27 protein-coding genes are annotated in these 25,470 nt (G+C 71.6%); 13 read left to right on the top strand and 14 right to left on the bottom strand.

What is annotated here, in order from left to right; all coding sequences use genetic code 11:
* Positions 1-201: 201 nt before the first annotated feature.
* The 5 genes from AB0D08_RS26740 (at position 202) to AB0D08_RS26720 (ending at position 5,180) form a co-directional block, all read left to right on the top strand.
* Positions 202-927, top strand: a complete 726-nt coding sequence (locus AB0D08_RS26740) for a hypothetical protein (protein ID WP_359892288.1) — start codon at positions 202-204, stop codon at positions 925-927.
* Positions 924-1,823: a nucleic acid/nucleotide deaminase domain-containing protein gene (locus AB0D08_RS26735; protein ID WP_359892286.1), complete on the top strand. Its 900-nt coding sequence runs from the start codon at positions 924-926 to the stop codon at positions 1,821-1,823. Before AB0D08_RS26740 ends, AB0D08_RS26735 begins: the two co-directional genes overlap by 4 nt.
* A gap of 93 nt (positions 1,824-1,916) precedes the next feature.
* Positions 1,917-2,477 (top strand): SUKH-4 family immunity protein, encoded by a 561-nt coding sequence (locus AB0D08_RS26730; RefSeq protein WP_359892283.1) that lies wholly within the window; start codon positions 1,917-1,919, stop codon positions 2,475-2,477.
* A 47-nt stretch (positions 2,478-2,524) separates the two neighbouring features.
* Positions 2,525-3,385, top strand: coding sequence for a nucleic acid/nucleotide deaminase domain-containing protein (locus AB0D08_RS26725; protein WP_359892281.1), 861 nt, complete (start codon positions 2,525-2,527; stop codon positions 3,383-3,385).
* 4 nt (positions 3,386-3,389) lie between these two features.
* Positions 3,390-5,180 (top strand): hypothetical protein, encoded by a 1,791-nt coding sequence (locus tag AB0D08_RS26720; protein ID WP_359892279.1) that lies wholly within the window; start codon positions 3,390-3,392, stop codon positions 5,178-5,180.
* A gap of 321 nt (positions 5,181-5,501) precedes the next feature.
* On the opposite strand, the gene AB0D08_RS26715 is transcribed toward AB0D08_RS26720, so the two are convergent.
* The 5 genes from AB0D08_RS26715 to AB0D08_RS26695 all read right to left on the bottom strand — a co-directional run bounded on the left by AB0D08_RS26715 (position 5,502) and on the right by AB0D08_RS26695 (position 9,710).
* The gene (locus AB0D08_RS26715; RefSeq protein WP_033823680.1) at positions 5,502-5,897 is read right to left on the bottom strand and encodes a DUF3592 domain-containing protein; all 396 of its coding nucleotides are present in this window, start codon (positions 5,895-5,897) and stop codon (positions 5,502-5,504) included.
* Positions 5,898-6,128: 231 nt separating this feature from the next.
* The gene (locus tag AB0D08_RS26710; protein ID WP_051813834.1) at positions 6,129-6,497 is read right to left on the bottom strand and encodes a transcriptional regulator; all 369 of its coding nucleotides are present in this window, start codon (positions 6,495-6,497) and stop codon (positions 6,129-6,131) included.
* Positions 6,494-7,090, bottom strand: coding sequence for a hypothetical protein (locus tag AB0D08_RS26705; RefSeq protein WP_359892276.1), 597 nt, complete (start codon positions 7,088-7,090; stop codon positions 6,494-6,496). The genes AB0D08_RS26710 and AB0D08_RS26705 overlap by 4 nt, the downstream gene beginning before the upstream one ends.
* An 851-nt stretch (positions 7,091-7,941) precedes the next feature.
* On the bottom strand, positions 7,942-9,162 hold the full coding sequence (locus AB0D08_RS26700; RefSeq protein ID WP_359892273.1) for an MAB_1171c family putative transporter: 1,221 nt from the start codon (positions 9,160-9,162) through the stop codon (positions 7,942-7,944).
* Positions 9,159-9,710 (bottom strand): hypothetical protein, encoded by a 552-nt coding sequence (locus AB0D08_RS26695; protein ID WP_063794473.1) that lies wholly within the window; start codon positions 9,708-9,710, stop codon positions 9,159-9,161. Before AB0D08_RS26695 ends, AB0D08_RS26700 begins: the two co-directional genes overlap by 4 nt.
* 409 nt (positions 9,711-10,119) lie before the next feature.
* Between AB0D08_RS26695 and AB0D08_RS26690 the strand changes: the two genes are divergently transcribed.
* Together AB0D08_RS26690 and AB0D08_RS26685 are read left to right on the top strand one after the other, a co-directional pair.
* Entirely contained in the window at positions 10,120-10,785 is a 666-nt protein-coding gene (locus AB0D08_RS26690) for a DUF6426 family protein (protein WP_359892270.1), read from the top strand.
* Between the two features lie 552 nt (positions 10,786-11,337).
* Positions 11,338-12,798: an amino acid permease gene (locus AB0D08_RS26685; protein WP_359892267.1), complete on the top strand. Its 1,461-nt coding sequence runs from the start codon at positions 11,338-11,340 to the stop codon at positions 12,796-12,798.
* Positions 12,799-12,866: 68 nt separating this feature from the next.
* Here AB0D08_RS26685 and AB0D08_RS26680 read toward each other — a convergent pair whose 3' ends face one another.
* Positions 12,867-13,535: a TMEM175 family protein gene (locus AB0D08_RS26680; RefSeq protein ID WP_359892264.1), complete on the bottom strand. Its 669-nt coding sequence runs from the start codon at positions 13,533-13,535 to the stop codon at positions 12,867-12,869.
* 468 nt (positions 13,536-14,003) lie between these two features.
* On the opposite strand from AB0D08_RS26680, the gene AB0D08_RS26675 reads away from it, so the two are divergent.
* The 6 genes from AB0D08_RS26675 to AB0D08_RS26650 all read left to right on the top strand — a co-directional run bounded on the left by AB0D08_RS26675 (position 14,004) and on the right by AB0D08_RS26650 (position 18,793).
* Positions 14,004-14,987: a sigma-70 family RNA polymerase sigma factor gene (locus AB0D08_RS26675; RefSeq protein WP_359892261.1), complete on the top strand. Its 984-nt coding sequence runs from the start codon at positions 14,004-14,006 to the stop codon at positions 14,985-14,987.
* 15 nt (positions 14,988-15,002) lie between these two features.
* Positions 15,003-15,635 carry a class I SAM-dependent methyltransferase gene (locus tag AB0D08_RS26670; protein ID WP_359892258.1) on the top strand — a complete coding sequence of 211 codons (633 nt, stop codon included), beginning with the start codon at positions 15,003-15,005 and terminating at the stop codon, positions 15,633-15,635.
* Positions 15,636-15,851: 216 nt separating this feature from the next.
* Positions 15,852-16,187, top strand: coding sequence for a hypothetical protein (locus AB0D08_RS26665; RefSeq protein WP_033823685.1), 336 nt, complete (start codon positions 15,852-15,854; stop codon positions 16,185-16,187).
* A gap of 305 nt (positions 16,188-16,492) precedes the next feature.
* The gene (locus tag AB0D08_RS26660; protein WP_359892254.1) at positions 16,493-16,888 is read left to right on the top strand and encodes a hypothetical protein; all 396 of its coding nucleotides are present in this window, start codon (positions 16,493-16,495) and stop codon (positions 16,886-16,888) included.
* Between the two features lie 306 nt (positions 16,889-17,194).
* A complete protein-coding gene (locus tag AB0D08_RS26655; RefSeq protein ID WP_359892290.1) occupies positions 17,195-18,043 on the top strand; it encodes an alpha/beta hydrolase in 849 nt (282 codons plus the stop codon).
* A 618-nt stretch (positions 18,044-18,661) separates the two neighbouring features.
* On the top strand, positions 18,662-18,793 hold the full coding sequence (locus AB0D08_RS26650) for a hypothetical protein (protein WP_359892252.1): 132 nt from the start codon (positions 18,662-18,664) through the stop codon (positions 18,791-18,793).
* Between the two features lie 113 nt (positions 18,794-18,906).
* Here the strand turns inward: AB0D08_RS26650 and AB0D08_RS26645 are convergent, their stop codons facing one another.
* From AB0D08_RS26645 to AB0D08_RS26610, 8 genes are all read right to left on the bottom strand, one after another.
* Positions 18,907-19,086, bottom strand: a complete 180-nt coding sequence (locus AB0D08_RS26645; protein ID WP_149038481.1) for a hypothetical protein — start codon at positions 19,084-19,086, stop codon at positions 18,907-18,909.
* 248 nt (positions 19,087-19,334) lie between these two features.
* Entirely contained in the window at positions 19,335-19,775 is a 441-nt protein-coding gene (locus AB0D08_RS26640) for a hypothetical protein (RefSeq protein WP_033823688.1), read from the bottom strand.
* Between the two features lie 288 nt (positions 19,776-20,063).
* Positions 20,064-20,858 carry a hypothetical protein gene (locus AB0D08_RS26635; protein ID WP_359892248.1) on the bottom strand — a complete coding sequence of 265 codons (795 nt, stop codon included), beginning with the start codon at positions 20,856-20,858 and terminating at the stop codon, positions 20,064-20,066.
* 137 nt (positions 20,859-20,995) lie between these two features.
* Positions 20,996-21,622 (bottom strand): hypothetical protein, encoded by a 627-nt coding sequence (locus tag AB0D08_RS26630; RefSeq protein WP_359892245.1) that lies wholly within the window; start codon positions 21,620-21,622, stop codon positions 20,996-20,998.
* 21 nt (positions 21,623-21,643) lie between these two features.
* Positions 21,644-23,452, bottom strand: coding sequence for a hypothetical protein (locus AB0D08_RS26625; RefSeq protein WP_359892242.1), 1,809 nt, complete (start codon positions 23,450-23,452; stop codon positions 21,644-21,646).
* Positions 23,449-24,432 (bottom strand): sensor domain-containing protein, encoded by a 984-nt coding sequence (locus tag AB0D08_RS26620; RefSeq protein ID WP_359892239.1) that lies wholly within the window; start codon positions 24,430-24,432, stop codon positions 23,449-23,451. Before AB0D08_RS26620 ends, AB0D08_RS26625 begins: the two co-directional genes overlap by 4 nt.
* Before the next feature lie 156 nt (positions 24,433-24,588).
* Positions 24,589-25,041, bottom strand: a complete 453-nt coding sequence (locus AB0D08_RS26615; RefSeq protein ID WP_359892236.1) for a hypothetical protein — start codon at positions 25,039-25,041, stop codon at positions 24,589-24,591.
* A 154-nt stretch (positions 25,042-25,195) separates the two neighbouring features.
* Positions 25,196-25,423, bottom strand: coding sequence for a hypothetical protein (locus tag AB0D08_RS26610; protein ID WP_033821945.1), 228 nt, complete (start codon positions 25,421-25,423; stop codon positions 25,196-25,198).
* Between the last annotated feature and the right edge of the window lie 47 nt (positions 25,424-25,470).

Here is a 25,470-nt window from a genome sequence, read left to right as displayed (position 1 = left end):
ACTGAGAATCGTACGACGCGCCTGCACTCCCCATGGGGGCGCGCATGCCAGGGGACGTCCCCGCTGGCTCCCACACGCCGGCGGACGCCCGCTACCGTCCCCCGGGGAACTTCCCGGTTCACCCGGCCTGGAGGTCGAGCTCCGGCGACGTCGTACTACTGTGTGCTGTTCGTCAGTCACGTGACACAAGGGGGAGAGTGCGTGGCCATCGAGTTGCCGGGCGAATTCGTCTGGGTGATGAATCTGATCGGCCTGAACTGGCCGCAGGTCAACGAGGACGAGGTCCGCGAGTTCGCCGATCACATACGCGACTTCGCATCGAACATCGACAGTACGCACATGGCTGTCAGCGAGACCATCCGGCAGATGGGAGAGGCGTACCAGGCCGCCTCCTACGAGGTGCTCGTGCAGCGGTGGGCCGCGATGTCCTCGGATCACATGACCGAGATCGTCGAGGTGTGTCATGCCGCCGGGACGGTGCTGGATGTCGCTGCCGATGCCATCGTGGCCGCGAAGCTGGCGGTCATCGCCGAGCTGGGGGTGATGGCGGTCGAGTTCGTCGCCACGCAGGCCGCCGCTGTCGCCACGCTGGGGGCGGCCGAGGCGGCCGAGGCACTGCTGATCGAAGCAACGAAGCGGGTGGTGAACGCTCTGCTCCAGCAGTTGGAGGACCAGATCATCGGCGAGCTGATGGAGCAGATGTGCGGCCCGCTGGAGGCGGTGGTCGAGCGGGCCCTGAGCGGCCTGGTCTTCCAGGGGGTGGAGGCGGCGCTCGGGCCGGCCGGCGGAGGACCGGCCGGTGACGGCTTTCGGATCCATCCGGAGGAACTCCTCAAGCACGCCCAGGCCTTGCATGGTCATTCGGATGAGATGGCCGGTCACGCCCAGCGGTTTGTTGCGGCCACCGAGGGGATGACGTTCGAATGAGCAATGCCATTGCCAAGGGAATCAAGAAGTCTGCCACCAAGGTGACCAAGGCTGTCGGTCAGGACATTGGCAAGGCGGTCAGCGGGGCCGTCAAGCAGGTCGCCCACGGCAGCGAGAAGGTGGCGAAGAACACCGCGGAGGCCGAAGAGGCTCATCTGAAGCATCTCCAGTCGATCCACGTGCCGAAGTCGACGCTGCAATCGGCCAGGAACGGCATGGGTTCCACGCCCGTCTATCGCATTCGCGACGACCGGGTGATCGAGCGCCTGACTCCGAACGGGCCCCGGGCCCTGACCGCCGACGAGCGCAAGAGTCTGCCGCTGAAGCTGAACGGCAAGGACCAGGTCGGCAAGCGGCCGACCGGCAAGAAGAACCCGTACAACCTGAAGGAGCTCCCGAAGGGCGCCAGCCGACCGAAGAAGCACTCGGACCAGGTCGACTTCGACCACGACGAGCTGTCACGGGCGACACAGCTGGCACGCCACGAGGACCAGAGCTACGGGAACTACAGCAAGGACAAGGACTCGAACAAGTACAACTTCAGCAGCAACAACTACGCCGCGGTGCGGCACGGGCAGGAGGGAGATCCAGGGGGATTCATCCTGGTGGGACGAAGTCGTTTCCCGACTCATTCCGAGCGGATTCTCGGAATCCCGTTCCTCCAGGCCGGCGATCCGAACGGCATCACCGCCCTCTACACCGAGCGAGAACCCTGCACGAGCAGGGCGAACTGCAGCGCGTGGATGTGCGACCATCTTCCGGGCCACGTGCAGGTGAGCCACACCGTGGAATACGGGTTCACCGATGAGTCGCAAAAGCGCGGCAACGCACAGATGGAGAAGCATCTGAGGGACTTGAATCCCAGGCCCAGTCACCACGCTTTCAGGACCAAGTAGAGGACCGGCGGAATTGGAACCTGACGGTGGTTCATAGTAGGCTGAAGCGCGGGCGTTCAATATCCGAAATCGCATAGATGGGCAGTGTTTCTCATGGCTTACCTCGTCGGCCGGACCGAGCTGGAGTCGGTGTTCCCGCCGGAGCTGCTCGTCACCTTGGACGCAGCGGTCGCACAGGGCATCGGCCACGGACCGACGCGGGACTTCCTGGTCCGTGTCGGGCTTCCCGACAAGCCGGCCGCCTGGTTCGAGGTGAGCGAGGAGGTCTGCGACGGGGAGTTCGAGATCGGCTTCGAGGAGATCGCCGACGACCACCCGGGGCTGTCGTTCGACCTCTCCCGGTGGATCAACCTGGGCGGCCTGTCCTACGACGACATCGCGCTGGACTCCTCGACCGGCGAGGTCTACTGCCTGCCGGACGACGGCAGCGCCCCCTACCTGCTCAACCGCAGCCTCGACGCCTTCGCCTACTTCCTGTACCTGCTCGAGGTGGAACGGCCCAACTACGACTTCGAGGCCGGCGACGGCACCTTCGAGGACGGGGCCGAGAGGCGGCTGCGGGCACGGATGGAAGCGGCCGACGGCACCGCGTTCGCCCACCCGGGATCCGCCTGGACCACCGTGCTGCAGTACGTGTCGACCAAACTGCAGTAGCGGCCACCGTTTCCTCGCACAATCTCGCGCCCCGTCAAGGAGAGTCCGTGACCACTCCCAGCAGCCCCCTCGTCGACCGGTTCGGCGAGGACGGGGTCCGGCGCTTCGGCAGCGCGTCGGCCGGCACCGTCGGCACAGATGCCCCGGCGCTGGCCCGCGTCGCCGCGCTGGCCCTCCCTCTCCAGGTGGGCCCGTACTTCCACACCATCGAGGGCGAGCCGGTCCCGCTGCACGAGTACGCCGAGGACATCGATCAGCCCCTGGACGCCGAACACGCGAACTGGGCCAGACTCGGGTCCGACCGGGCCTACGACCTGGTGACCGCCCCGGACGGACGTGTGCAGGCACTCCTGATCGGCTACGACGAGCCGCTCAGGTTCGTGAACTCCTCCCCGGAAGCCCTCGCCGACGGCCTGCTGGGACTCGACCTCCTACTCGACACCATCAGCTCCACCGACGACCCCCAACTGGCCTCCACCGCCTTCTCCACGTTCGAGGAGCGCCTCCGGCAGGCCGACCCTCAGGCGTTCGCCGACCGGGAGAGCTGGTGGCCCCTCGTTCTCGACGACATCCGCGACACCGCGAGCACCGAGTCCTACGCGTCGTTCGAAATCGTCAACGACGAGGGTGAGAAGGAGATCGTCACGTCCTCGGGCGCGATCTGCCTCCACCCGGAGGAACGCCTGTGGAGCAGCCTCGAGGCCGCCGGCGTCCAGCCCGAGCAGGTCACCCGCATCCACACCGAACTCGAAGCATGTTCCATGCCCGGCCACTACTGCTCGATGTGGCTGGCCCTCATGTTCCCCGACGCCACACTGACCCACAACTTCCCGTACGGCGAGAGCGCCGCGTCCCGGCAAGAAGGCATCCGGCAACTGCTCGCCGCACAGCGGAACGAAGGTGTGTGAGCCCGTGACCGCCCACGTCCTCGGTGCCTGGCCGACCGCCACCGGCTCCGCCGCCCGGCACGCGCCGGCCCTGCTCGACTGGGCCTGGCGCCAGGACGCCGACTGCCCTCGCGTGTGCCTCCTGACGGGCGGCCGGAGAACCGGCAAGAGCCACCTCATGGCCTGGCTACTCGCCGGCTCCGACAGCGATGCACGCACCATCGTCCACGCGACCGTGCCGGCCAAGGGGCAGACCACCGCCACGATGGCCTGGGAACTGGGCCGCCAGCTGGGCTACGGCCCGCTGCCGCCCGACGAACTGGTCGACCGGGTCCGCGCCGATCCGCGCCACGTCCGGCTCCTGGTGCCCGACCTGCACCAGGCCGGCCGAGGCCCCGCCGACCTGCCCGCCGCCGACCCCCGCACCGTCTACGACGAACTCCTCGCCCCGCTCCTCGCACTGACGCACGTGCGGGCCGCGATCGAGGCAGGGCACCTTCCCCTCCCGAACCTCGACGATGCCCTCGTTCTGGACTTCGGGCCCCAGCCGGACTCCCCCGGCCTGCACGGTGTCCCCCAGCACCGGAACCACGCCACCACGCCACCGGACATACCGGCCGGCCGGACGCCGGCCGCTGCCACCGCCTCGGCCGCCGGCCCGGACACGGGCCGCACCGTGGACTGGCGCAACGTGTCCCATGACGAACGCGAAGAGGCGCTCGACCGGGCACTCGCCGCCGGCACGGCCGCCCAACTGCTCAGGGACCCGGGCTTCCTCGTGCACGGCTCGGCCGCGGCCATCACCGCGACCCTCGCGGATCCGCGCATCGCCGCACCCGAGAAGCTGCGCACCGTGTGGAACCGCGCCGCACCGCAGTTGTCCTCCGACGGGCCGGCCGACGCCGAGAGAGGCGCACTCCTGCACCTGGCGGCGCTCGGCACCGACCGCCGGCTGAGTGAGTTCCTGCGGCCCCTCGCCCAGGCCAACACCTGGACCGCTCGGTGGAACCACCCGGGGCGGCGCACCAGCGCCATGGCCGTGCTCCCCGCAGCAGGCACACCGGACGGCCGGGTCGCGGCCGCCGACCCCATCGGCCGCATCCACCTGCTGGACGCCACCGGCGGAGCCGTTGTCGGGCGCCTGTCCATCGACCCGAAGATCCGGCCCGTGCAACTGGCACCGGCCGGCCCTGCCTGTCTCATGGCCCTGGAGGCAGGCGGCACCCTCCATGCAGTGCCGGTCGACGGGTCGGCCATGGCGCCGGCCGGCGCCGACTTCCTGGCCCTCCACCACAACGCCACCGGTCTGGCACGCAAGGGTGACCGTGTCACCGCCGTCTCGGCCGACGGCGACCGGGTGGTGGTCGGAGACGCCCACGGGCGCATCCACCAGTGGTCCCTGACCGACCCGCACACGGGTCCCCGCACCAGCCACCTGCACCGGAACGCAGTCACCGCGCTGGCCTGCCTCCTGCTGCGCGAGAGCGGAGTCACGCTCGTGATCACCGGCAGCCTGGACGGCACAGTACGGCTCTGGGACTCCGCGAGTGGCGAGGCCATGCCTGCGCCGGTGGAACGTCGTAACTGTCTCCCGACGGCCCTCGCGCTCGCCGACACCGCGGCCGGTCCCGTCCTCGCCGTCGCATGGGCCGACCGTCGACTGCACCTGTGGCAGGTGTTCGAAGGCCGCATGACGGCAGTACCGCTCCTCACCGAAGCCGACGCCCTCGCCCTCACCACCAACGGCCTCCTGCACCTGGGAGGACAGCACGGCAGCACAGCCCTGCAGCTCGACCTCGACAGACTCTGGAGCTGACGCCCGCCGGAGATTGCGGACACGTCCCTGCCCGCAGATGTGCGCACGCACGACGGACGACCCGCTCGGCGTGGACGGCACGCGGGGCGATCGGGGACGATCTCGATGATGTCGGACCGCAGCTCCACGTACCAGGTGCCGAAGGTTTGGCGGCGTCCAGGTCCGTCGACGTACGGCGCGAAGGGAGGGTTGACGGCACGATCGCGGTTCCGGAGCTTCCCGCGATGCGGGCCGACCATGATGAGCCGGCCGGTCGTCCCGCATCCGTTGTCGCCGTTCGTGCTGGCCCGCGCGGGCGTCACACCCGACTCGAGAACAAGCTCAGCGCGTGAGCAGGCACCCGGCCGCGACACCGAGCCAGAGCATGGCTCCGAAAAACAGGCCGACGATCCGATGGACGCGGTACTTCCGGGTGAACACCCGCGCGCTCTTCGGTCTTTCGGGCAGGTAGGCGACCGGTACACGGGTTCCGAGGGCCGGCCCCCGCCCCGTCGTGGAGGGCCGGAACCTGACGGATCGGCCCTGCCGGTCGGTGAACTCGATGACGGGCGTCGAGTAGTCGTCCGCCGGCCTGTGCTCCTGAGCCACCACCACCCCCTCGGCGTGCAGCCCGTAGCGGGCCAGCCGCATCTGTAGCCACGCCTCCCTGGCCCCGGCCCACAGACTCACCAGGCCCACCACCACGGCCAGCCCGATACCGATCGTCTCACCCGTCATCCATCGGCTCCTCCCCCGCACAGCGCCCGCCCGGCACGGGCCGCGCATCTGGAGGACGCCACGCGACGCCGGGTGGTTCACGAAGGTGCGCGGGCACGCCGCTGGACGTCCGGACCGATCCCCACCACCGCCACGGCGAAGGCCCGGGCGCTGCCGTCATCCCCAACGGCCTGCGCCACCACGCGGCCGGCGGACCCGGCCGGATCGCGGGCCGGCCGGGCGGCACGTGGGCTAGCCCGGTGCGCAGGCGGCGGGCCCGGGTGCGGCTCCGCCTTCGGGGCCGGCGGCCGCGGGGGGTGCTTCGAGTTGGCGGATCAGTGCCTTGAGCGCCGTGACCTCGTCGTCCAGGGCTTGCTTGCCTGCTCCGGTGAGGTGGATCCAGGTGCGGGCGCGCCGGCCCTCGTAGCCCTTCTCGACCGTGACCAGGGCGGCCTTCTCCAGGACGGCGAGGTGCTGGGAGAGGTTGCCGGCGGTCAGGCCGAGCGTGTCGCGCAGGAACGTGAACTCCACCCGCCGGGCTTCCCTGGCCACCGAGAGGATGCCCAGGCGCACCCGTTGGTGCACAACGTCGTCAAGGCTGCTGGTGGGGTGTTCACTCATTCGGCCGACCGCTTCTGGATCCGTTGCTGCAGGGCGAGACCGACGCCGCCGAGCAGGAGCACGCCTCCTTCGAGCAGGAGGCCCCAGCCACCCCACGGCGAAGGGTCCGGCAGGTTGTCGGGATCGATCATAAGGGCCAGGTAGGCACAGGTGATGGCGAGGAGCGGCCAGCTGCGTTCGATCCGGGCGAGCAGCAGCAGGGCAAGACCGATCGCTCCGGCCGGGCTCACCAGCGCGTCGAAGAGCGTGGAGAGCAGCGTCGGTTCGCGGAAGTCGGGGTAAGGCCGCGTACCCAGGATCGCCCACACCTCGTAGCCGGTGGTGACCACGCCCAGGACGGCGCCGAGCGCCAGGTAGGGGCCGATCCGGGTGCCCACACCGACCCGGTCGGAACGGCGCAGGTAGAACCAGCCGATGGCGGTGAAGGCGAGCAGCATCGCCACCGGGTAGTACCAGACCGCCAGCCGGACGTTGTCGCCCTGCCCGAAGCGGACCACCGGTGCCGCACCGAACCGCACGGCGGCGAAGACCAGGAGGGCGAACCAGGCGCCGCGCTGCTCACGACGGACGCGGCGGACCAGGTCCCGCCGCATCGCCAGAAGGCCAACAGGATCACCGGGGACCGGAACAGGAGGAGTTGTCATGACAGTTATGTTTGCACAACAAACCGATTGTGGATAGAGACGAACTGTCGGCACCGCCGAGCCCGCGCCACCTCGGCGTCCTGGGCCGTGCCTTCCTCAAGGACGCTCACCATCGCGCCGGTGCGCCGCGCCGGGAGGACGCCCGGGCGACGAGCACGAGCACGGTGCGCGTCCGCGCCAGGTCGACGCGGGCGGGGCGCCGATCTGGGGCCGCCGGGCGGTCCCGGACCTGGCCGGCGCCGTCCGGCGGACGGTCAACACCGGGCGCGCCCCGCCGGGGAGGGCTGGCTGCAGAACCTGCCGCCGGACTCCACCCGCGCGGCGCTCCGGGCCCTGAACCTGATCCAGCAGGCCCAGCGCAACGGGCAAGCACCCGGCTGGACACGCAGCACGGGCCGGCGGTCGTGACCTCGCCCGAGGATGAGCGGTTCCACGACGAGGCGGGTGGGGCGGCGCCTGATGAGCCGTCCGTGCCTGCCGGCCGGCCCGGTGCCGACCGCTCCCCCACCCCATGTCCGCGGGCGGTCACCTGCGGTGCGCCAACGGGGCCACGCCCGACGCGCTCGCCCGGCGCCTGGACGAACCCGCCGGCCGGCGCGAGCACGAGGGGCACCGAGGTACCTGACCTGGAGGTCGGCCACCGGCCGGCCCGGCGGAGGCCAACTGCGGCGCCGACAGGGCAAGGCCGGCGGCCGGGTGGCCTGCCACCAAGGCGTGCGCGACCTGCGCCGCCGCATCGGTCCGGCCTGGCAGGTCCAGGCTCGAGCCGTCGTTCGGTCGCGCGGCCGGTGCGAGCCCGGTCAGCCGGTGGCGCCGACGACCATCTCCTTCCGTACGCGGCGTCGGATGTCGGCGACCAGAGGCGAGTCGGTGAACGCCTCGGCGACGAGGGCGAGGCGGGTGGTCTCGGTGCGGAGGTCGGGCGGGGTGGCGGGCGGGGTGTGGCCACCGGTGGTGGGGTACGGGTAGCGCAGTCCCGCGGCCGCGGCCTCGAGTGCGGCCGCGAGCACGGCGGCCTCGACCGTCGCGGCGGTGCGCCGCGGGTCGAGGCGCGCCGCACGGCAGGCTGCGGCGGCCCACTCGGGTACCGCGGGGTGGAGGTGCACGCGGAGGGCCAGCTGTCCGTCGCGGATCTCGATGACCCGCCGGTAGAGCGCGAACTCGGGGTCCGTCGAGAGTCCGTCGTGGCGGTTGCGGGCGCCGGGCGGCTCCAGGGCGATCTCGGGGCGGACCGCGTAAAGGGCCGACCAGAGCGGGCCGATCCGGCGGTGGTCACGCCGGGCGCGCAGACGGCGGACCGGTTCCGCCATCCGGTCCCCCCACGCGGTGAGGGTCATTCCGCCGATGATCAGCACGAGGGTGGCCAGCGCGGCGGATGCCGAGCACAGGCCGCGGTCCTGACGGCCCGTACGGAATCCCGAGACGAGGGGGATGACGCTCAGGGCGGACCAGAGCAGTCCGCAGGCGCCGGAGGCGGCGACCAGCCGCAGCCCCGTCCGCAGCAGCCCCGGCCCGAGCGAGCGTGCCGAGCGGTGCATCACCAGGGTGAACAGCCCCACGCACCAGAGGCTGTGGGCGGTGAAGAGCATGTTGTAGCCCGTCAGTTCAGCCCTGCCGCGCTCCTCGACGGCCAGCATCGCACCCTCCGCCGTCACCCCGGCCGCCCGGTACAAGGCGGCGCTGGCCGTCATCACCAGCGCCGAGCCCGCGGCCTGCCACCGCGCCCATGAACGGGTGCGGCGACCGGGGCGCACGGCGAACACCAGCAGCACGAGGAAACACTCCGCCGCGAGCCTGAGCTCGGCGCACAGCAGTGGCACCAGGGTGCCGAGCGTCTCGCGTCCTGGGATGTCCGGGCTCTGGGAGAGCGGCAGCAGGACCAACGACAGCCCGATGGTGACCGTGAAGCCGACCAGATGGCGGGCGCCCGGCTGCAGCGGGCGGCCGCGCCAGAGACGGATCCGGCAGAGGACCCCGACGATCGCGACCGCGCCCGCCAGCCACTCGAGCGCGGGGATCACCGTTCGGTGGCCGCGGAGCCGGCCCGGCGCCGCGGGGTGTCGAAGACTCCGCCGAGCCTGACGGTCTGCTCGGTCGGGTTCGCGGGCCCGGAGACGGCGGGCCCACCGCGCGCGGCCGCGCGGTGCAGGACCAGCGAGGCGAACAGTTCGGCCTCCTGCTCCTGCGTGCTGTCGTACAGGCTGCGCCCCAGCACCCGGCGCACCAGCTCACCGGACAGGTGCGGCACCAGCGCCCCGACGGCGGTGCCGTCGGCGGCCGGTCCGTGGTGGCCGCAGAGGAGGTGGCCTACCTCGTGCAGCACGATGTGCTGCTGGTGCAGCAGGGTGGTGTCGGTCGGGTAGCCGATGTAGTCGGCGCGGGCGGTGCTCACCAGCATGCCGCAGGTGCCTGCGGCGCCCGCGGGCAGCGGGAGGAACTCGACCGGCCGGCCGAGACGGTCGGACAACGTCTCGGCGAGGGCGGGCAGTTCGAACGGTTCCGGCAGGGCCAGCGTCGCCGCGACCCGCTCACAGCGACGCCAGAGCCTGTGCCGTTCTCCGCTCGTCATTCCCACCGCACCGTCCACACCCTCCAGATCCGCCTGGTCTGCCGGTGACCCGACGGACCGGGACGCCGGCCCGCGCGCGCCCGAGGGGCGCCTCCGCAAGATCACTGTCGGATTTCCCCCTCCCGGCGCGCGATCGACTCGATCATGTCGCTGATGGTACCGAGCGCCTCCGGCGAGAGGGTCACCACCCGCAGCGCGACCTCGCGGACTCCTCCGTCGCCCGGCCACTGGGCGCCTCCCGTCCTGCCGGTCTGTCCTGCCTCACCACGCCCTCATTCATTTCAGCTTACGCAGATTGGATGATAATTCACACTGGCTTATGTCCTGAGAGTGTGTCAGTGTTGCGCCGCGCCGGTCGGCTGTCGAACCGTCCGGCGCACTTCCCCGACGCCAACCCCGAGGAGTACCAATGAAGTTCAGGACGTCCCTGGTCGCCGCGGCACTCGGCGCATCGCTGCTCACCACCGTGCCCGCGATGGTGGCACCGACCCTGGCCGCCGCCCACGACTGCACCATCCTGACCCCCGGATCCGACGACCAGGCATGTGGCGGCAGCTTCGCGGAGACGATCGACTGGAGCAGCGACGAGATCGGCGACACGTTCGACGGGGGCAACGTCGAGATCGTGCGCCCGGCGCAGCCGCCGCACGTCCCGGCGGCCCCCACCGTCGACCCGGTCCCCGGCGGCTCGGGCGTGCCCGGCGGCTCGAACGGAGGCACGTTCGCCAGGCCCTACAGCTACGGCCAGAAGTGGACCGTCGTCCAGGACTGCCTGCAGAACACCTCGTCGGTGCCGCAGAAGTTCACCCGCAGCTCCACCTACACCGTCACCTACGCGGCCAGCACCAACGCCTCGGCGAAGGCCCTCGATGTCCTCACCGCCACGCTCGGGACGAGGCCCAACTCGACGGTCGCCAGGAGCACCGGATGGGAGATCACCATCCCCGCGGGCCAGAGGTTCGGGCTGGGCCTGGAGTACCAGACCGTCACCTACGCGGTCCCGACCGGCGGCTCCACCGTCGAATTCGTGAACGTCACCGTGCCGACGGCCACCCTTACCGGCGTCGCCTGCTGACAGCCGGAGCACCGCGCATCCGGCGGTACGGCGGGTCCGGCCCGCCGTACCGCCGCGCGCGCAGGCGGGCCCGGCCTCGATCGCCCGTTCCAGCCGGGCTGCCGAGGCAGGTCGGGAGACGCTCGGTCGCCGGTGCGCATGCACGTCACACGCGGATCTCGAACTCCCGTGGCCCACACGCACGGCCGAATCTCGGAACCGGCCGTCCAGGACTCCAGGGACAGGCTGTCCGAGCTCCGCTGTGGGTTCGAGGGGAACCACCGGGCGAACACGTGCGGGAGCCCCATCGTCTGGACGAAGCCCCGGCAGGCCCGGCCGATCCGCGCTCTTCGGCGGGCGGATCCACGGCTTCCGCAGGGCAAATCCACCCCAAGGGTGGGAGAAAGCTCAAATCTCGCGCAAATCCGCCCCGAACGTGACATCCGCCACTGCCGAGGCAGCCCTCTTGACGCCAGGATGTGCCGTCAGCCCCGCGCCGGCGTGATCATCCACGTCACCGTCGCCGCCGGGCCGAGCCGGAAACCCCTCCCCTCACGAAGGCGACCCAACTCCATGAGTGACCGCACGCCGACTGCGGCCGAACCGCTCGCGCCCGAAGCGCCGGCGACCCCCACCCCCCACGTCGACGCCGGGGACGCCGGGTACCGCAAGGACCTCAAGTCCCGCCACGTCAACATGATCGCCATCGGCGGCGCGATCGGCACCGGGCTCTTCCTCGGCGCGGGCGGCCGCATGGCCAACGCGGGTCCCTCCCTGTTCATCGCCTACGCGGTCTGCGGCCTGTTCGCCTTCTTCGTGGTGCGGGCCCTCGGCGAGCTGGTCCTCTACCGTCCGTCGTCCGGCGCGTTCGTCTCATACGCCCGCGAGTTCATGGGCGAGAAGGGCGCGTACACCGCGGGCTGGCTGTACTTCCTCAACTGGTCGACCACGGCGATCGCCGACATCACGGCCGCCGCCACCTACGCCCACTTCTGGGCGATGTTCAGCAGCGTCCCGCAGTGGCTCCTGGCGCTGGTCGCCCTCGCCGTGGTGCTGACGGCCAACCTGATCTCGGTGAAGTACTTCGGCGAGATGGAGTTCTGGTTCGCGATCGTGAAGGTCGCCGCGCTGGTCGCGTTCATGCTGGTGGGCATCTTCCTGATCGTCACCCAGCACCAGGTCGACGGCCACACCCCGGGCCTCGCCAACATCACCGACAACGGCGGTGTCTTCCCCAAGGGCGTGATGCCGATGCTGCTGCTCGTCCAGGGCGTGGTCTTCGCGTACGCGTCGGTCGAGCTCTGCGGCGTGGCCGCCGGCGAGACCGAGAACCCCGAGAAGATCATGCCGAAGGCGATCAACTCCATCATGTGGCGCGTCGGCCTGTTCTACGTCGGCTCGGTGGTCCTGCTCGCCATGCTGCTGCCCTACACCGTGTACTCCGGCGACCAGAGCCCCTTCGTCACCGTCTTCAACAAGCTGGGCATCCCCGGCGCGGCCGGCGTGATGAACCTGGTCGTGCTCACCGCCGCCCTCTCCAGCCTGAACTCCGGCCTCTACTCGACCGGCCGGATCCTGCGCTCGATGTCGGTGTCCGGCTCCGCACCGAAGTTCACCGGCGTGATGAACTCGGGCGGCGTCCCCTACGGCGGCATCCTGCTGACCGCCGGGTTCGGCGTGCTGGGCGTGGCGCTGAACTACGCGATGCCGGGCGAGGCGTTCGAACTGGTGCTCAACATCGCCTCGATCGGGATCCTCGGCACCTGGGGCATGATCATGATCTGCTCGCTGCTGTTCTGGCAGCGCTCCAAGGACGGGCGGGTCACCCGCCCCGGATACCAACTGCCCTGGGCGCCGTACACCCAGATCGTCACGCTGCTCTTCCTCGTCTCCGTCGTGGTCCTGATGTGGCTGGACGGCGGCGTCAGTCGCACCACCGTCGCCTGCCTGCCACTGATCGCGGCCGCCCTGGTCGGCGGTTGGTTCCTGGTCCGCCGCCGGGTCGAGGCGACCGCCGGGGCGCAGCGGCACTGACCCCACCGGCCCCCGTGGGCCGACGACGCACCGGGCCCCTGCGGAACACCTCCGCGGGGGCCCGGCCGTTACCGGCGAGTGGCTCGTGCGGGGGCGAGCTGGTCGAAGCAGTAGTAGACGGCGAGGACGGCGTGGGTGGCCAGCATGGCGACGGGGCTGAGGTAGGCGAGGCCGACGGTGGAGAGGTAGCACAGGCCGCCGATGCCGAAGCGACGCCTGGCGGTGCGCCTGGCCTGCGGCGGGATCGGGCTGTTCAGCAGCCGGGCGTCGCGGGTGAAGGCGAGGAAGAGCACCGAGAAGGCGATGCTCATGGCCACCATGGTCAGGGCGTAGACGGCGGCCGCGGTGTGGGCGTTGCTGTTGTCCGCGGTGAGATAGGTGGCGAGGAGGCGGGTGGGGAACGGGATGACGGAGACGGTGAGCAGCAGGAAGAGGTTGGCGAACAGCGTGCGCCGGTCCACCCGGCGCGCGAGCGCGCACATCGCGTGGTGGTTGATCCAGATGATCCCGATGACCAGGAAGCTGACCAGGTAGGCGAAGTAGGAGGGCCACTGATGCGCGAGGGCAGCGGCCAGTGACTCGTCGTGCAAGGCGTCCGGCTCCGGCACCTTCAGGTCCAGGACCAGCAGCGTGATCGCGATGGCGAAGACACCGTCACTGAAAGCCTCGAGACGGCTCGTGCTGAAGTACGCGATCCGGCCCGCGGCCGCCGTGGCGGGCTCGTCCTGGCTGGTCATGCGGTCTCCGAAGGGGGGTCGGTCCGGGCGGAGGCGGTGAGCTCCAGGAGGCCCCGGCCGGACGGTGCCGTTGTGCTTGCCCCCGTGGGCGGGCTCGCGGACCACGATGCCACGTTGCTCGAGCCGATGCGGGCGAACGCGCGCGGCTCCGCCGTGTCGGACCGAAGGCACCCCTGTCGACGGCGGCCCTCGTCGAGCGGCCCACCACGAGCCGCGGTCACCAGGAACAGCACGTCCGCCGCTGTGCCGCTCCGCTGCCTGCGCTCGCCCCCGCCCCACCAGGTGTACGCCGTACACTCATCACGACGTACGTCCTGACCGGCGGACCCGCCGGCTCGGCGACCGGGTGCCGTGGAACGGGTTCCGGACCGGCTTTCGGCGGGGAACACGGCGACGACCAAGCCATACACGTCCCCCCGGTTCGGAGCAGAAATCGAACTTCCCGGGCCGCCGCCGCATCGTGTAAGTATGGCCACACCTTCTCCGACCCCGATGGCGCCCCGGCGCGGCGACGCCGAGCTGGCGCTGGCGGCCGGGCGCAACGACCCGGTGGCACTCGGGCTGCTGCTCGAGGGCTACCGGGCCCGGCTCAACCGCCAGGCGCTCGCCCTGCTGGGTGATCCGCACGAGGCCGCCGACGCCGTGCAGGACACGTTCCTGATCGCCCTGAGCCGCCTGTCCGAGCTGCGCACCCCGGCCGCGTTCGGCGGCTGGCTCGCCAGCATCCAGCGCAACGTCTGCCTGATGCGGCTGCGCGCCGCCCGCGAGCGGCCCGCCGACGACATCACCGCCCGGCTCGACCGGGCGCGGCCGGTGCCTTCGGCCGAGGAGTGCGTGGAACGCCTGGCCCTGGGCGACTGGGTGTGGCAGGCGCTCGGGGAACTCCCGGAGCCACTGCGGGTGACCGCGATGCTGCGCTATTTCGGCCGGCAGCACTCCTACCGGGAGATCGCCGCGATCACCGGCGTTCCGCTGGGCACCGTGCGCAGCCGGCTCCACCAGTTGCGGGCGGTCCTGGCGCAGCGGCTGCTCGACGAGGCCGGCCGGACGAGCAGCGCCGCGCGCGACGCGGCCGGGCAGTGGACCCTGGCCTTCGGCGAGGCGTTCGAGGCGTTCAACCGGTACGGCGAGCCGGGGCCGCTCGCCACGCTCTTCGCGCCCGATGTGACGGCCCGGGTGGCCGGCGGGCCCGAACTGCGCGGGCGCGGCGAGGTGCGGTCGCGGCTGCTGGAGGGCGATCTGGCGGACGGCGTCCGCTACCGGCTGGTCGGCGTGGTCGCCAGCGGCGGCCTGGCTGTCGTCGAAGCGAGGTTCATCAACCCTCCCGGCTCCCCGTACCACTGCCCGCCCGCGTTCACCCAGGTCCTTCACCACCGTGGGTTCCAGGCCTACCGGGCGACCACCTACTACGCCGCCAGGCCCGACGGCGACCCGTACCGCGAGAACGGATGACCCGAGGAGTCCGTCATGTTCCAGGAACTGGCTCGGCGCTGCTTCGCCGCCGCCTACGACACCATCAACGGACCCGCCGAGCGTGCGGGGCTGCGGGAGCGGCGCCGCACGCTGCTCGCGCGGGCCGACGGCGTCACCGTCGAGATCGGCGCCGGCACCGGGCTCAACCTGCCCCACTACCCGGCGGCGGTCACTCGGCTGGTGCTGGTCGAGCCCGACCCGCACATGCGGCGGCGTCTGCGCGCCCGCGCCGGCGGGCTCGGCCGGGCCGTCGAGATCCTGGACGCTTCGGCGGAGCAACTGCCCCTTCCGGACTCCTCGTTCGACACGGCCGTGGTGACGTTCGCGCTGTGCAGCGTCGCGGAGGAGCAGAGCGTGCTGGCAGAGATCGCGCGGGTGCTGCGGCCGGGCGGGAGGCTGCTGTTCCTCGAACACGTGCGTTCCGCTGACCCGGAGGTCGCCGCCAAGCAGGACAGGCGGCCGTTCCCCTACCCGCTGATCGGCTGCTACCCCAACCGGGCGACGCTGGAGGCGATCGAGGCTTCCCCGCTCACCGTGGAGTCGGTCTTTCGCGGCGAGGTGCCGAAGGTCCCGAGGGTGGAGAGCCCGATGATCGTGGGCACCGCCCGCCGGCCGGCCGCGGCCTGACTCCGGTTGGGAGCGGAGGAAGGGCCGGAGCGAGCGCGCCGCACACGAGGGCGGCGACGCGGCGTGGCGTCCATGGTGTCCATGGCATCAGTGGTGTCCGCGGCGTACGGGACGGGGTCACTGCCTCGCTGCCTCGCTGCGCCCGCGTCGGCGAACAACCTCTGGTGTTGCTCAAGTTCGTTGCCGTCCGACCGTTCTGGCCACCACGATGCCGGTATGACTGGTTTTCTGGGAGTACGGCCAGAGCACAACTTCGTCCTGCTCATCCGCGACTCGGACCTCCTCGCCGGGGCTCTGGAGCAGGCGCTGGCCGTGGCGTCCCCCGAGGAGCGCCCGGGTCTGGAACGCGCCGCCGCGCTCGTCGCCGCCACGGCAGCGGCCACCGGGCAGCAGTTGCGCGCCGGCTGGGTTCGCTCCCGGCTGGCGGCCGTCGGGTACGCGGGGGACATCGCGTCCGTCGGTGCGGTGAAGGCGCTGCGGAAGGCGGAGCCGCGGCTGAGCCTGGCGGCGGCGGTGCAGTTGCAGAAGGACGCCCTGGCCGAGAACGGGTGACCACCACGGACCCCGCCCTCCGGGGACGCACCGGGTCCCGGGGTGCCGTGGCGGCCCGGGGCATGTCAGACCCCGGGCCTATCGTGTGACAGTACGCCAGGCAGGCCCGTGCCCATCAAGGATGACCCGGTACGGGAGACGCTGGCCGACTGTCTGCAGGTGCTGTCCCCGCTCGCCGCGGACCGGGACTGGAGCGTCCCCGCCGGGCCGCTGGAGTGGAGCTGCCGCGACACGGCCGTCCACATCGCCCACGAGCTCCTCGCGTACGCCGGCTCACCGCCCGGCCCAGGGACCACTACCTGCCCATGGACCTCGTCGTCCGCCCGGAGGCCGACCCGGCGCAGGTGCTGTCGGTCGTCACCGCCGCCGGCGGACTGCTCGCCCACACCCTCGACGGCACCGTGGACGATGTCCGCGCCTACCACGACGGGCCGTGCGATCCGGGCGGCTTCGCGGCGATGGGTGTCGCCGAACTCGTGCTGCACACCCACGACATCTGCCGCGGCCTCGGCCTTGACCGGCAGGTTCCCGAGCACACGAGCCACTACGTGCTGCACTGGCTGTTCCCGGACGCACCGCAGGAGCCGGACGCCGACGCCGAGGACGTCCTGCTCTGGTGCACCGGGCGCGGGGAACTGGCCGGGCACCCGCGCAGGACCTCGTGGGAGTGGCGCCCGGCCGGGCCCGAGTGGCTGGACTGAGCCCTCGTGGCCCGCGCCGGTTCGGAGACCAAGTCCGCCGCTTCGTAACGGCGGAACCGCAGCGGGCGCCCGATCACCGGGCGGGTCCGGGCCACCGCCCGGACCCGCCCGGTGAGTTCGTCCGCCCGGGTGCGGTCCACCACCGGGTCCGCGCCGGGTGTCCGAGCCGGGCGTCCGTGCACACCGGCGGCGATACCGGCGGCGACGTCGGAGGCGTGGCGGTCCAGGGAGTCGTCGATCCGGGCGGTGGTCGTGGGGTCAGCGGCACCTGGCCACGGACCCGCCACAGCTGGCAGGGTTGTGTCCATGCTGGTGCCCAGACCGTCCGATCCCATCCGCGCCGCTGTGTCGATCTCGGGACGACGCCTGTCCTACCTGGACGCCGGCGGCCCTGGCGCGGTCGTGTTGGCCTTGCACGGCCACTTCGGTGACGGACGGACGTTCTCCCGGCTGGCCCGTGAGCTGGCGCCGGACTGGCGAGTCGTCGCTCTCGACCAGCGAGGCCACGGATACTCAGATCGTCCCTCGGACTTCTCCCGGGACGGCTACGTCGAAGACGCCGCTGCCGTGCTGCACCACCTCGGCGCCGTCCCGGCGGTCGTACTCGGCCATTCCCTGGGCGGTGTCAACGCCTATCAGCTGGCCGCCGGCCATCCCGAGCTGGTCCGCGCCCTGGTCATCGAAGACATCGGCGCCGAGGTGAACGGAGACCTGTCGTTCTGCCTCGACTGGCCGCACCGCGCTCCCACTCGCGGCACACTGCTCGACGCACTCGGCCGCTCGGCGCCCCACCTGACGGACGTCATCCGCGAGTACGGCGACGGTTGGGGCCTGGCCTTCCACCCGGAGGACATGGTGGCATCCCAACACGGGCTGAACGGAGACCACTGGCAGGCTTGGCTCGCCAGCAGTTGCCCTGCCCTGCTGGTCCACGGCACCCGCAGCAACGTCCTCGGCGCCGAGCACGCCCGAGACATGGCGGACCGACGCCCTCGGACCCGGCTCGTCGAGCTCGCTACCGGTCACACCGTCCATGAGACCGATCCCGAAGGTTTCGCTGCAGCCGTCCGCGGCTTCCTCTCGGCTCTGGACCCGAGCCCGGCCAAGGGCACTCGGCTCGGCCCCCGGAAGGCAGCAGGTCACTCGTCACTGTGATGGCGGCGATCATGGCGGACAGCGGGTTGACGGGCAGGCCCGCCCGAACTCGCCGGTCCGGTCGGCCACGCGGGCCGTGACTGTCCGGGGCCGGGAGCGCTTCACCGGCCACGACGAACCCGCTCCCCCTCCTGCCCGTCCCGCTGCCGATCGCGTGCGCGAAGCCCCCGCAGAGGCCGCCGCCGGCACCCCCGCTCCCCGACTCCCAGCAGCTCGGAAGGCCGCCGAGCAACTCGCCCTCACAGCAGACCAATGGGAACGGCACACCGGAAGAGCCGAACGACGCGAGCCGGAACCTACCCGGTTTCGGCGCCACCCCACACGCTCGCCAGACCATATGCGCTTTGGGACGGGGACGGTTGCCGCCGACCGAAGCGGGCCGGCGACAGCCAGCACGGCGCCGGTACCCGCAGGTGCGAAAGCGAGCGGGCCGGGCCGCGGCCGGTAGGCGGCCGAAGGTCACGCGCAGAACCGACCGACGCCGCCGGGACCTCAGCAGCAGCCTGGGGCAGGCAGCCGCGGGCCGGCCCCGAGCCGACTGCACTCTTGCCCTACGCCCATCCGGCAGCCACGCTCGAACTCACGTCGAACTCGACACCTGGGGGCCCAGTGGACGACATGAACCGTCAGAACCGGCGAGGCACCATCGGCTGCTTCGTCCTTGCCATCCTCATCGCCGCCGCCGTCATCGCCTTCTTGGTCTGGGCCTGGAACCAGCCCGGCAGCGACACCCCCAGCTACTGGCACTGAGCCCCACACGGTCCCACCTCGCGCGGGGTGCGCTGCGTGCTGCCGCGGCCACCGCCGCCCAACCGGTCCAGGTCGCACCGTGGGCATCGCGCCCCCAGGCCGGTACGTCACCTTCACTTGCCGGGACGGGAGGTAACCCCCGCACCGAGTGCCGTTGTCCCCCACCACAGGACCCAGGTCATGGTGGAATCGTGGACCACACCGAGTTGCTGGAGGACGACGGCGATCAGTGCTCCTGCCGCGGAGAACGCCGCGACGGTCGCGAGCGCCCGTGCGTTGAGTCTTGTCCTCATCGGCCTTTCCTCGTATCAGGACCGGCCACGGAAGCGGCTCACGACGGATCTGCTTGTCCGGGCGGCGAGCGACCTTGCGGCACCGCCTCCCGCCCCGAAGGCCACCGCAGCGGGGACCGCTCCCCGGGCGGAGTTCGTTCCGAGGGCTTCCGCACTCCCATGTGCAGGTGTTTTCCCCAGAGCGCGGCAACGGCGATGGGGCGGGCCGGCGGGCCGCCCCGGTGTGGCGGCGCGCCGGTGGTTCCCGGTCAGCGGCGGCCGGTGGCCAGGACGACGAGGAACTGGCCGCCACCCGCCTCGATGTCGGCGGTCACCGCCAGCCCCGGCACCAGCCGGGAGAACCGGTCCACCAGCCAGTCCGCCGCCTCCTGGGCGTCCTGCCTGGTCGGACAACGGCCCACCATCTCGCGGCCCCCCTTGCGCTCCAGCCGCCCGGCAACGGTGATCAGCGGCGCCGGTTCGACCACGTACAGGCGGTCCGGCCAGGGGATGACCACCTTGACCGCGCCCTTGCGGGTGTTGCACCCGCGGTGCGCGAGCCGCTCGGCGACCTTCGCCTTCCGGTCGGCGGTCCGGCTGTCGACACTGGGCCCCCGCTGATCGTTCACCGACATGCCGGGGTCGACCGCCTCGTCGCACACCCAGCACCGCCAGCCGTCACGCTCGGCCACATCCTCAAGAAGACTCACCCGGGCAAACTAGCCTGCCCACCCCTCCACCGCGAACACCGGTACCCCGGCGACCCCTCCAACCCGGGACGGACCCGGGCGTGCCGCCCCACCTTGCCGCCGCAAAGATCCTGACTCCCCCGTCACGGCCACCGGGCGGCGGCGAGGGTGCGCTGGACCGGCCCTGACGGCCTCCGCGAGGAGGCGGTGCGGGCGCTGGCCGGCCCGGACACGACCGGCGGGGGCCGCCGCCCGCGCTCGACCGGCCGTCCGCCCCGGGATGCCGGGGGCACCGCCGGGATCCCGGTGTCAGGGGTGGATGGCGTGTTGCAGCATTTCCTGGTAGCTGGACAGGTCCGACGCGGGCGGCGCCTGGACGTCGACGGTGACGCCGAGGTCCAGGTAGGTGGTGGTCGTGGTGCGCGGGCCCTGGAAGGTGTCCTCGGTCTCCGCGCGCTTGACCAGTTCTCCGCCGGCGCCGATCCACAGGTCCGCGGTGACCGTGCTGGTGCCCTCGTCCGCCAGCGACCGGGCGACCAGTGAGCGCTCGTCGGCTGCAAGGCCGGCGGCGTAGTAGTCGACGGCCGGCACCCGGACCCGCAGGCGGGTGCTGCGGACCTTGCCGACGTCTGCGCTCCCGAGGTTCTCCACCGCGCCCGAGGCACCGGCGCCGGTGAGGACCGTGACGGGATTGAGCTGCCGGCGGAGCCGGAGAAAGCCGCCGGCCGTGTTGAACGACGCCGCCCGGTCGGCCCAGGCGTTCGCGGGCCGGCCCTCGGGGCCGTCGATGCGGACCCACTTCAGGCCCGCCCAGGAAGCGTCCTGGTACGCCGCACCGTCCACCACCCGGACACCGCCCCCGAGATCGGCACGTATCTCCGGCGACGCCCAACTCACCTTCGCGGACATCCGCCGGATACCGTCCGCCTGCTCGACGTCGATCCGCTCCACCGCACTCTGCGCCCTGCCCATGGTCTCCGCCGCCCGGCGCAGCAACTCCTGGGCGGACGGGCCCGCGGGGACCCCGTCCGAACAGGCAGTCAAACCGCAGGCGAGGACGAGAGCGACAACGGCGGCACGGGCCGCTGCTCGGGTGCTGCGCAAGGGTGTTTCCTCAGGTCAGAAGGGGTCGGCTGCTGAAGTATGGCATGCGTGGAACTGCTTCCACGGGCGTGGGCAGGGTGCCCGTACGAGGACCGTCGCACGCAGCGCCCTGCCCCGGCCGTTGACCATGCGCGGGGTCACTGCTCGAGCTGCTTCGACCAGTCACCCCCGAAGCGATAGGCACGGCCATCACCGACCTGCTTCATCCCGCCAGGAACAACGCTCCGGTGGTACGGGTACTGCTCCGTCACCGCCGCCAGCAGGAACTCCAGGAAGCCGCCCTCGAACAGGTCCCACTTCAGCCTCGAGTCGAACTTGGCAGCGACCGGCCACCGGTCCGGGTCCGGGCCCCGCATCAGCCAGAAGAACTGGTCGGAGTTCCAGTTGTTACCCCACTTCAGCAGCCCGCCCTCGGCCGGGAACAACGGGTACGGGCACTCGTCGTGGTCCCCGTCCCGGTAGGCCTGGGCCAGCATGGCGCAGTATCCGTAGGGGTCCGTCGTGTAGTACAGGAATCCCTCGAAGCCGAGCGGTTGCTCGGCCTTGGAATTGGGCGCTGCCGATGGTGTGTAGATGTGCAGCTCGTCGCTGATACTCACCATCCCGTACCGGTCGCCGAACGCCCGGTAATCCGATGGCAGTTGGAACCCGATCGTCTCGGGCCCGCGCTCCCACGGGACCGGGACCACTCCGCCCGCAGGCGGCGGCCCGATCACCGCGCCGAGCCGGTCCAGCAGTTCCTCGATGTTCACGTGCACTCCCATCCGCCACCGTGCCGCCGGAGGCTAGTTTCCCAGGTAGGCCAATCCACTCGGGCCGTAGCTGCTGTTGTCCACAACTGTCCATCCGGAGTCCGTGGTCGACCCGGTGGTGGCGCTCCAGGCGTAGAGGGACATATCCCACGTGTTCGGAATGGTGCTGGTAGTGGTCTTGTACTGCGGAAGCACGTTGTACAGCACGGGGCCTTGGCCCATGTCGACCCCAGCTCTGGCCTCGAACGTCCGCATGCTGTTGGTGATCTTGCCGCCGGTCCGCTGGTTGATGTTGGCACCGCGTTGGAAGCACGGCGTCAGGTTCCGCTCGTCCGCCGTTCCACCGGCCATGCGCGGCACGGAGTGGCAACGGGCGAGATCCGTTTTCGGAGTGAACCCGAGAGCTGTCGCCCGCGCCTGAGCGTCGCTCCAGCCCCGGATGTTGCCTGCCGCGTCGTCGCCCCTTTCGGAGTCGGGCTCGCCTTCGAGACAGGCGTTGACTCCCTGGTTGCGGTTCTGCGCGTCCGACGGCAGGTAGACGACCCATCCGCCGCCGTTCAGGGGTACGGCGTTCGACGGCTCCAGGTCCTTGCAGGTGGGGACGCGCGGGTTGCCGCTCGCCCCGGTGCTCGGGTTGCCGTGGCCCTGGCCGGAGTCCGAGGAGGCGGGTGCCTCCTGAAGCGTCTCGAGCCCGTCGATGGAGACCTGTCCGCCGTTGAGGAACGTGACGAGCCCGCCGAGGTCGAAGCCAGTCGGGGCCGGCGCGGGGGCCGGGGTCGGGGATGCGGTGGCGGTGGCCGTGGTGGTGGGCGCCTGTACCCGTAGCGCCGTGTAGTGCCCGTTGGGCTTGCGGACCAGGCCGTCGTAGGTGATGGCGGGGCTGGTCAGCGTGGCCGCCTGGGCGGCCGGGAGCCGCTTGACGGCTTCGGGCGTCAGGTACGCGGTGCCCGGCCGGGCGTCGAGGGTGGTGCCGGTCTGCTGCGCGTACTGCTGCATGGCGGAGGTCTGCGGCTGCCGGTAGGGGCTGTCGGCGGTGTCGGCCTCCGAGCCCTGGGCCTCGGCGTTGGGTTCCGGCGGCGCGGGCGCGTCGCCGCCCTGATCCATCGTCGCCGCCGGGTCGGGCGGGGTCCGGGTCAGGCTCTGGAGCAGTTGGGCCATCTCCTCGAGCAGCTGCTGGGTCTGGAGCTGGAGCTGCTGGGCCTTGGCCCTGGCCGCGGAGGCCTTCTCGGCGTTGGCCTGGGAGGCGGCGTTGAGCTGGGACTTGCGGGAGTTGAGCTGGGCCTCCTCCTGCTTGATCTCGCTCTGCTCACCCTCGATCTTGGTCTCTTCGGCCTGGACCTGGTTCTGTTCGGCCTCGAGCTGCGCCGCTTCGGCGTTGTAGCGGTTGACCGCGGCCGGCTGGTCGCTGGGGGGCTTGGCCGCGTTGTGGGCGTCGATCCTGCCGCTGAGTGAAGTCGCGCGCTGGTTGTGGCTGTCGGTCTCTGCGTTGACCGCAGCGGCCTTGGCGTCGAGCGCGGTGTCGGCGCTGCTGACGTCGGCGGCTTCCTTGGCGATCCGCTCGGCCTCGGCGACCACCTCCTTTCCCATCTGGTCGATCTCGGCTTCGGTCTGCGTCTGTGCCGCGATCTTCTCGGCGAGCGCCGGGGCGACGGCGGCAAGGTTCCTGGACAGCGAGAGGGAGGCCACGGAGTCGGGCGGGCTCATGACCGGTGTGTCGGCGGCGGCCCTCGTCACTGTCGCCGCCGGGCCGATGACCGGAAGCAGGAGCGCCAGCACCAGGGCGACTCCGCGCCCCACCGCCCGCCGGGGGCGGGCAGCCGTCCTGGACGTGGGCGCGGTCATCCGGTCACCTTCTTGGTGAGCTCGTCGGCGACCTTCCAGCTGGTCGACTCGCCGTCACCTGCCTGGCAGACGGAGGCCTGCACCAGGTTCGTGCCCTTCAACCGCGCCTGGTGGTAGCAGGCCCAGCCCGCGCTGCCGTCCTGTGCCGCGGTCCACGCCACGGCGACCTCGGTGGCGGGCCGCGCCGTGTAGGCCCACTTCGAGCTGCGGTCGGCCTGGCCGGTGACCGTGGCGGACGGGCACTTGGCGAGGCCGTCGGTGAGCGCCTGGAAGGCGGCCGCGGCCTTGTCGGTGTCGGGGAAGACCCCGAGCACCTGGTTCACGGTGTAGGCGCCCGAACCCCCGGCGTCCTGGTAGGTCGCCGACAGGTACGCCTTCCACGCCTGCCCGTAGACCGACTGCGTCGTCGGCCCCGCGGCGGCGGCGCACTCCGACGGCGCCACGGTGAGCGGGGCGTGCGGCCGGTTCGACCGGGGGCCGGCGACCAGCGTCGTCCCGGCCAGCCGGCTGACGCCGTCAGGGTCGAGGAGGCCCGCCTGAACGGTCCCCTCGGCTATGTGCGGCGGGAGGCCGGTGGGCTGCTGCGGCCACGCCCACCATCCGATGCCGGCCAGTACGAGGCAGGGCAGCACCGCGGCCAGCAGCAGCCGCCAGTGCCGCAGTTGACGCAGTACCCGGACGCCTCGGCGCGCACCCGGACCCGGTGGAGGCGAGGAGCGCTGGGCCGGTCCCTGCTGCGGCGGCGCGGACGGCGTGGCCGGGCCGGGGGCGGTGGCCGCGGCGGGGCCGGGGCCGGGGGCGGGGGCCGCAGCGGGGCCAGGGCCGGGGGCGGGTGGCGTCGGATTGCCGGGCGACGCGCTTCGCGCGGGCGGGGCCGAGGAGCCGGGCCGGGCGAACTGCGGCGGCACCGCCCTCGGGGTCTGCTGCCAGGTCGGGGGTGCCGGCGCCGCCGGATCCGGGTTCCAGTAGTGCTCTGTCATGCCTTCCTCCTTTTGTCGTGGTGTTGTGGCCGGCGTCGTTCGAGCCGCGCGGGTCCGCCTTGGGCACGGTGTGTGCCGAGGGCCGGGTGGTCGCCGGGCCGCGGGTAGCAGCCGCCGGGCGGTCGCCGAACGGACTGCGTGGGGTCCGACGGCCGGTCAGCGTGGCCGTACGGTTGCGAAGTCGCAGCCGGGGGTGCAGAGGGTGACGATGCCGCTCCAGCTCCGCTGGACGCGGCCGCGCGTCTCGGAGTGGGTCATCGGCTTCTCGCGCAGGTTCGGCTGCCGGCACCGCGGGCAGTGCCCGGGCCGGGCCGTCCCCCATGGCTTCGCCGGGTCGAGGGTGCGGAGCAAGGGGACCAGCAGGAGTACGGCGATCGCCATGGCGATGATTCCGGCGACGAGTGCGCCGGGGTGGGCGGCCTGTTGCCGGTGGAGCATCTCCTGGTAGCTGTACGAGTGCGTCAGCGCGCCGTTGACGTACGCGTCGCAGATGTCGCTCGGCGACATCGTCGTGCCGTCGCACCGGGGTGCCGAGGTGTCGTCCGGGTGGCCGGGGTAGACGGCGAGGGCCAGCACCAGGCCGAGGGCGAAGAGGGCCGACAGCACCATGACGGCTACTGCCCGGGACCTTCCTGAACGACGTGCCTCTCGCTCCTTGACGGCTCGTTGGATCAACTTGTCCGTGATGCCGGTGGTCTGGGTGGACATGCCGGATCTCCTCCGGGGGCGGTGATGCTGTGTGGTTGGCGGTGCCGGACGTGCGTCAGCGGTGGCACGAGGCGGCGAGGAAGAGCAGCAGGATCGCGACGACCACGAAGGTGAGGCAGCCGTTGCCGCCGTCCGGCTTCTTGGTGTTGGTTTCGACCATCCCGCCGGGGAGGAGGCCGGGGTGGCGGCCGGCGTAGTGCGCGATCTGCTCCTGCTCGCCCTGGGACTCGGTGCCCCAGGAGGTCTTGAAGCCGCACTCGCCGCACCGGTAGCGGTATGCCATGTAGGTTCCTCGTCTCTCGTGCTCTCTCGTGCTCGGGTGGTGGGTTG

Source organism: Kitasatospora sp. NPDC048540 (assembly GCF_040651175.1).
GTDB lineage: Bacteria > Actinomycetota > Actinomycetes > Streptomycetales > Streptomycetaceae > Kitasatospora.
This window is presented reverse-complemented; position numbering and strand designations above follow the sequence as displayed.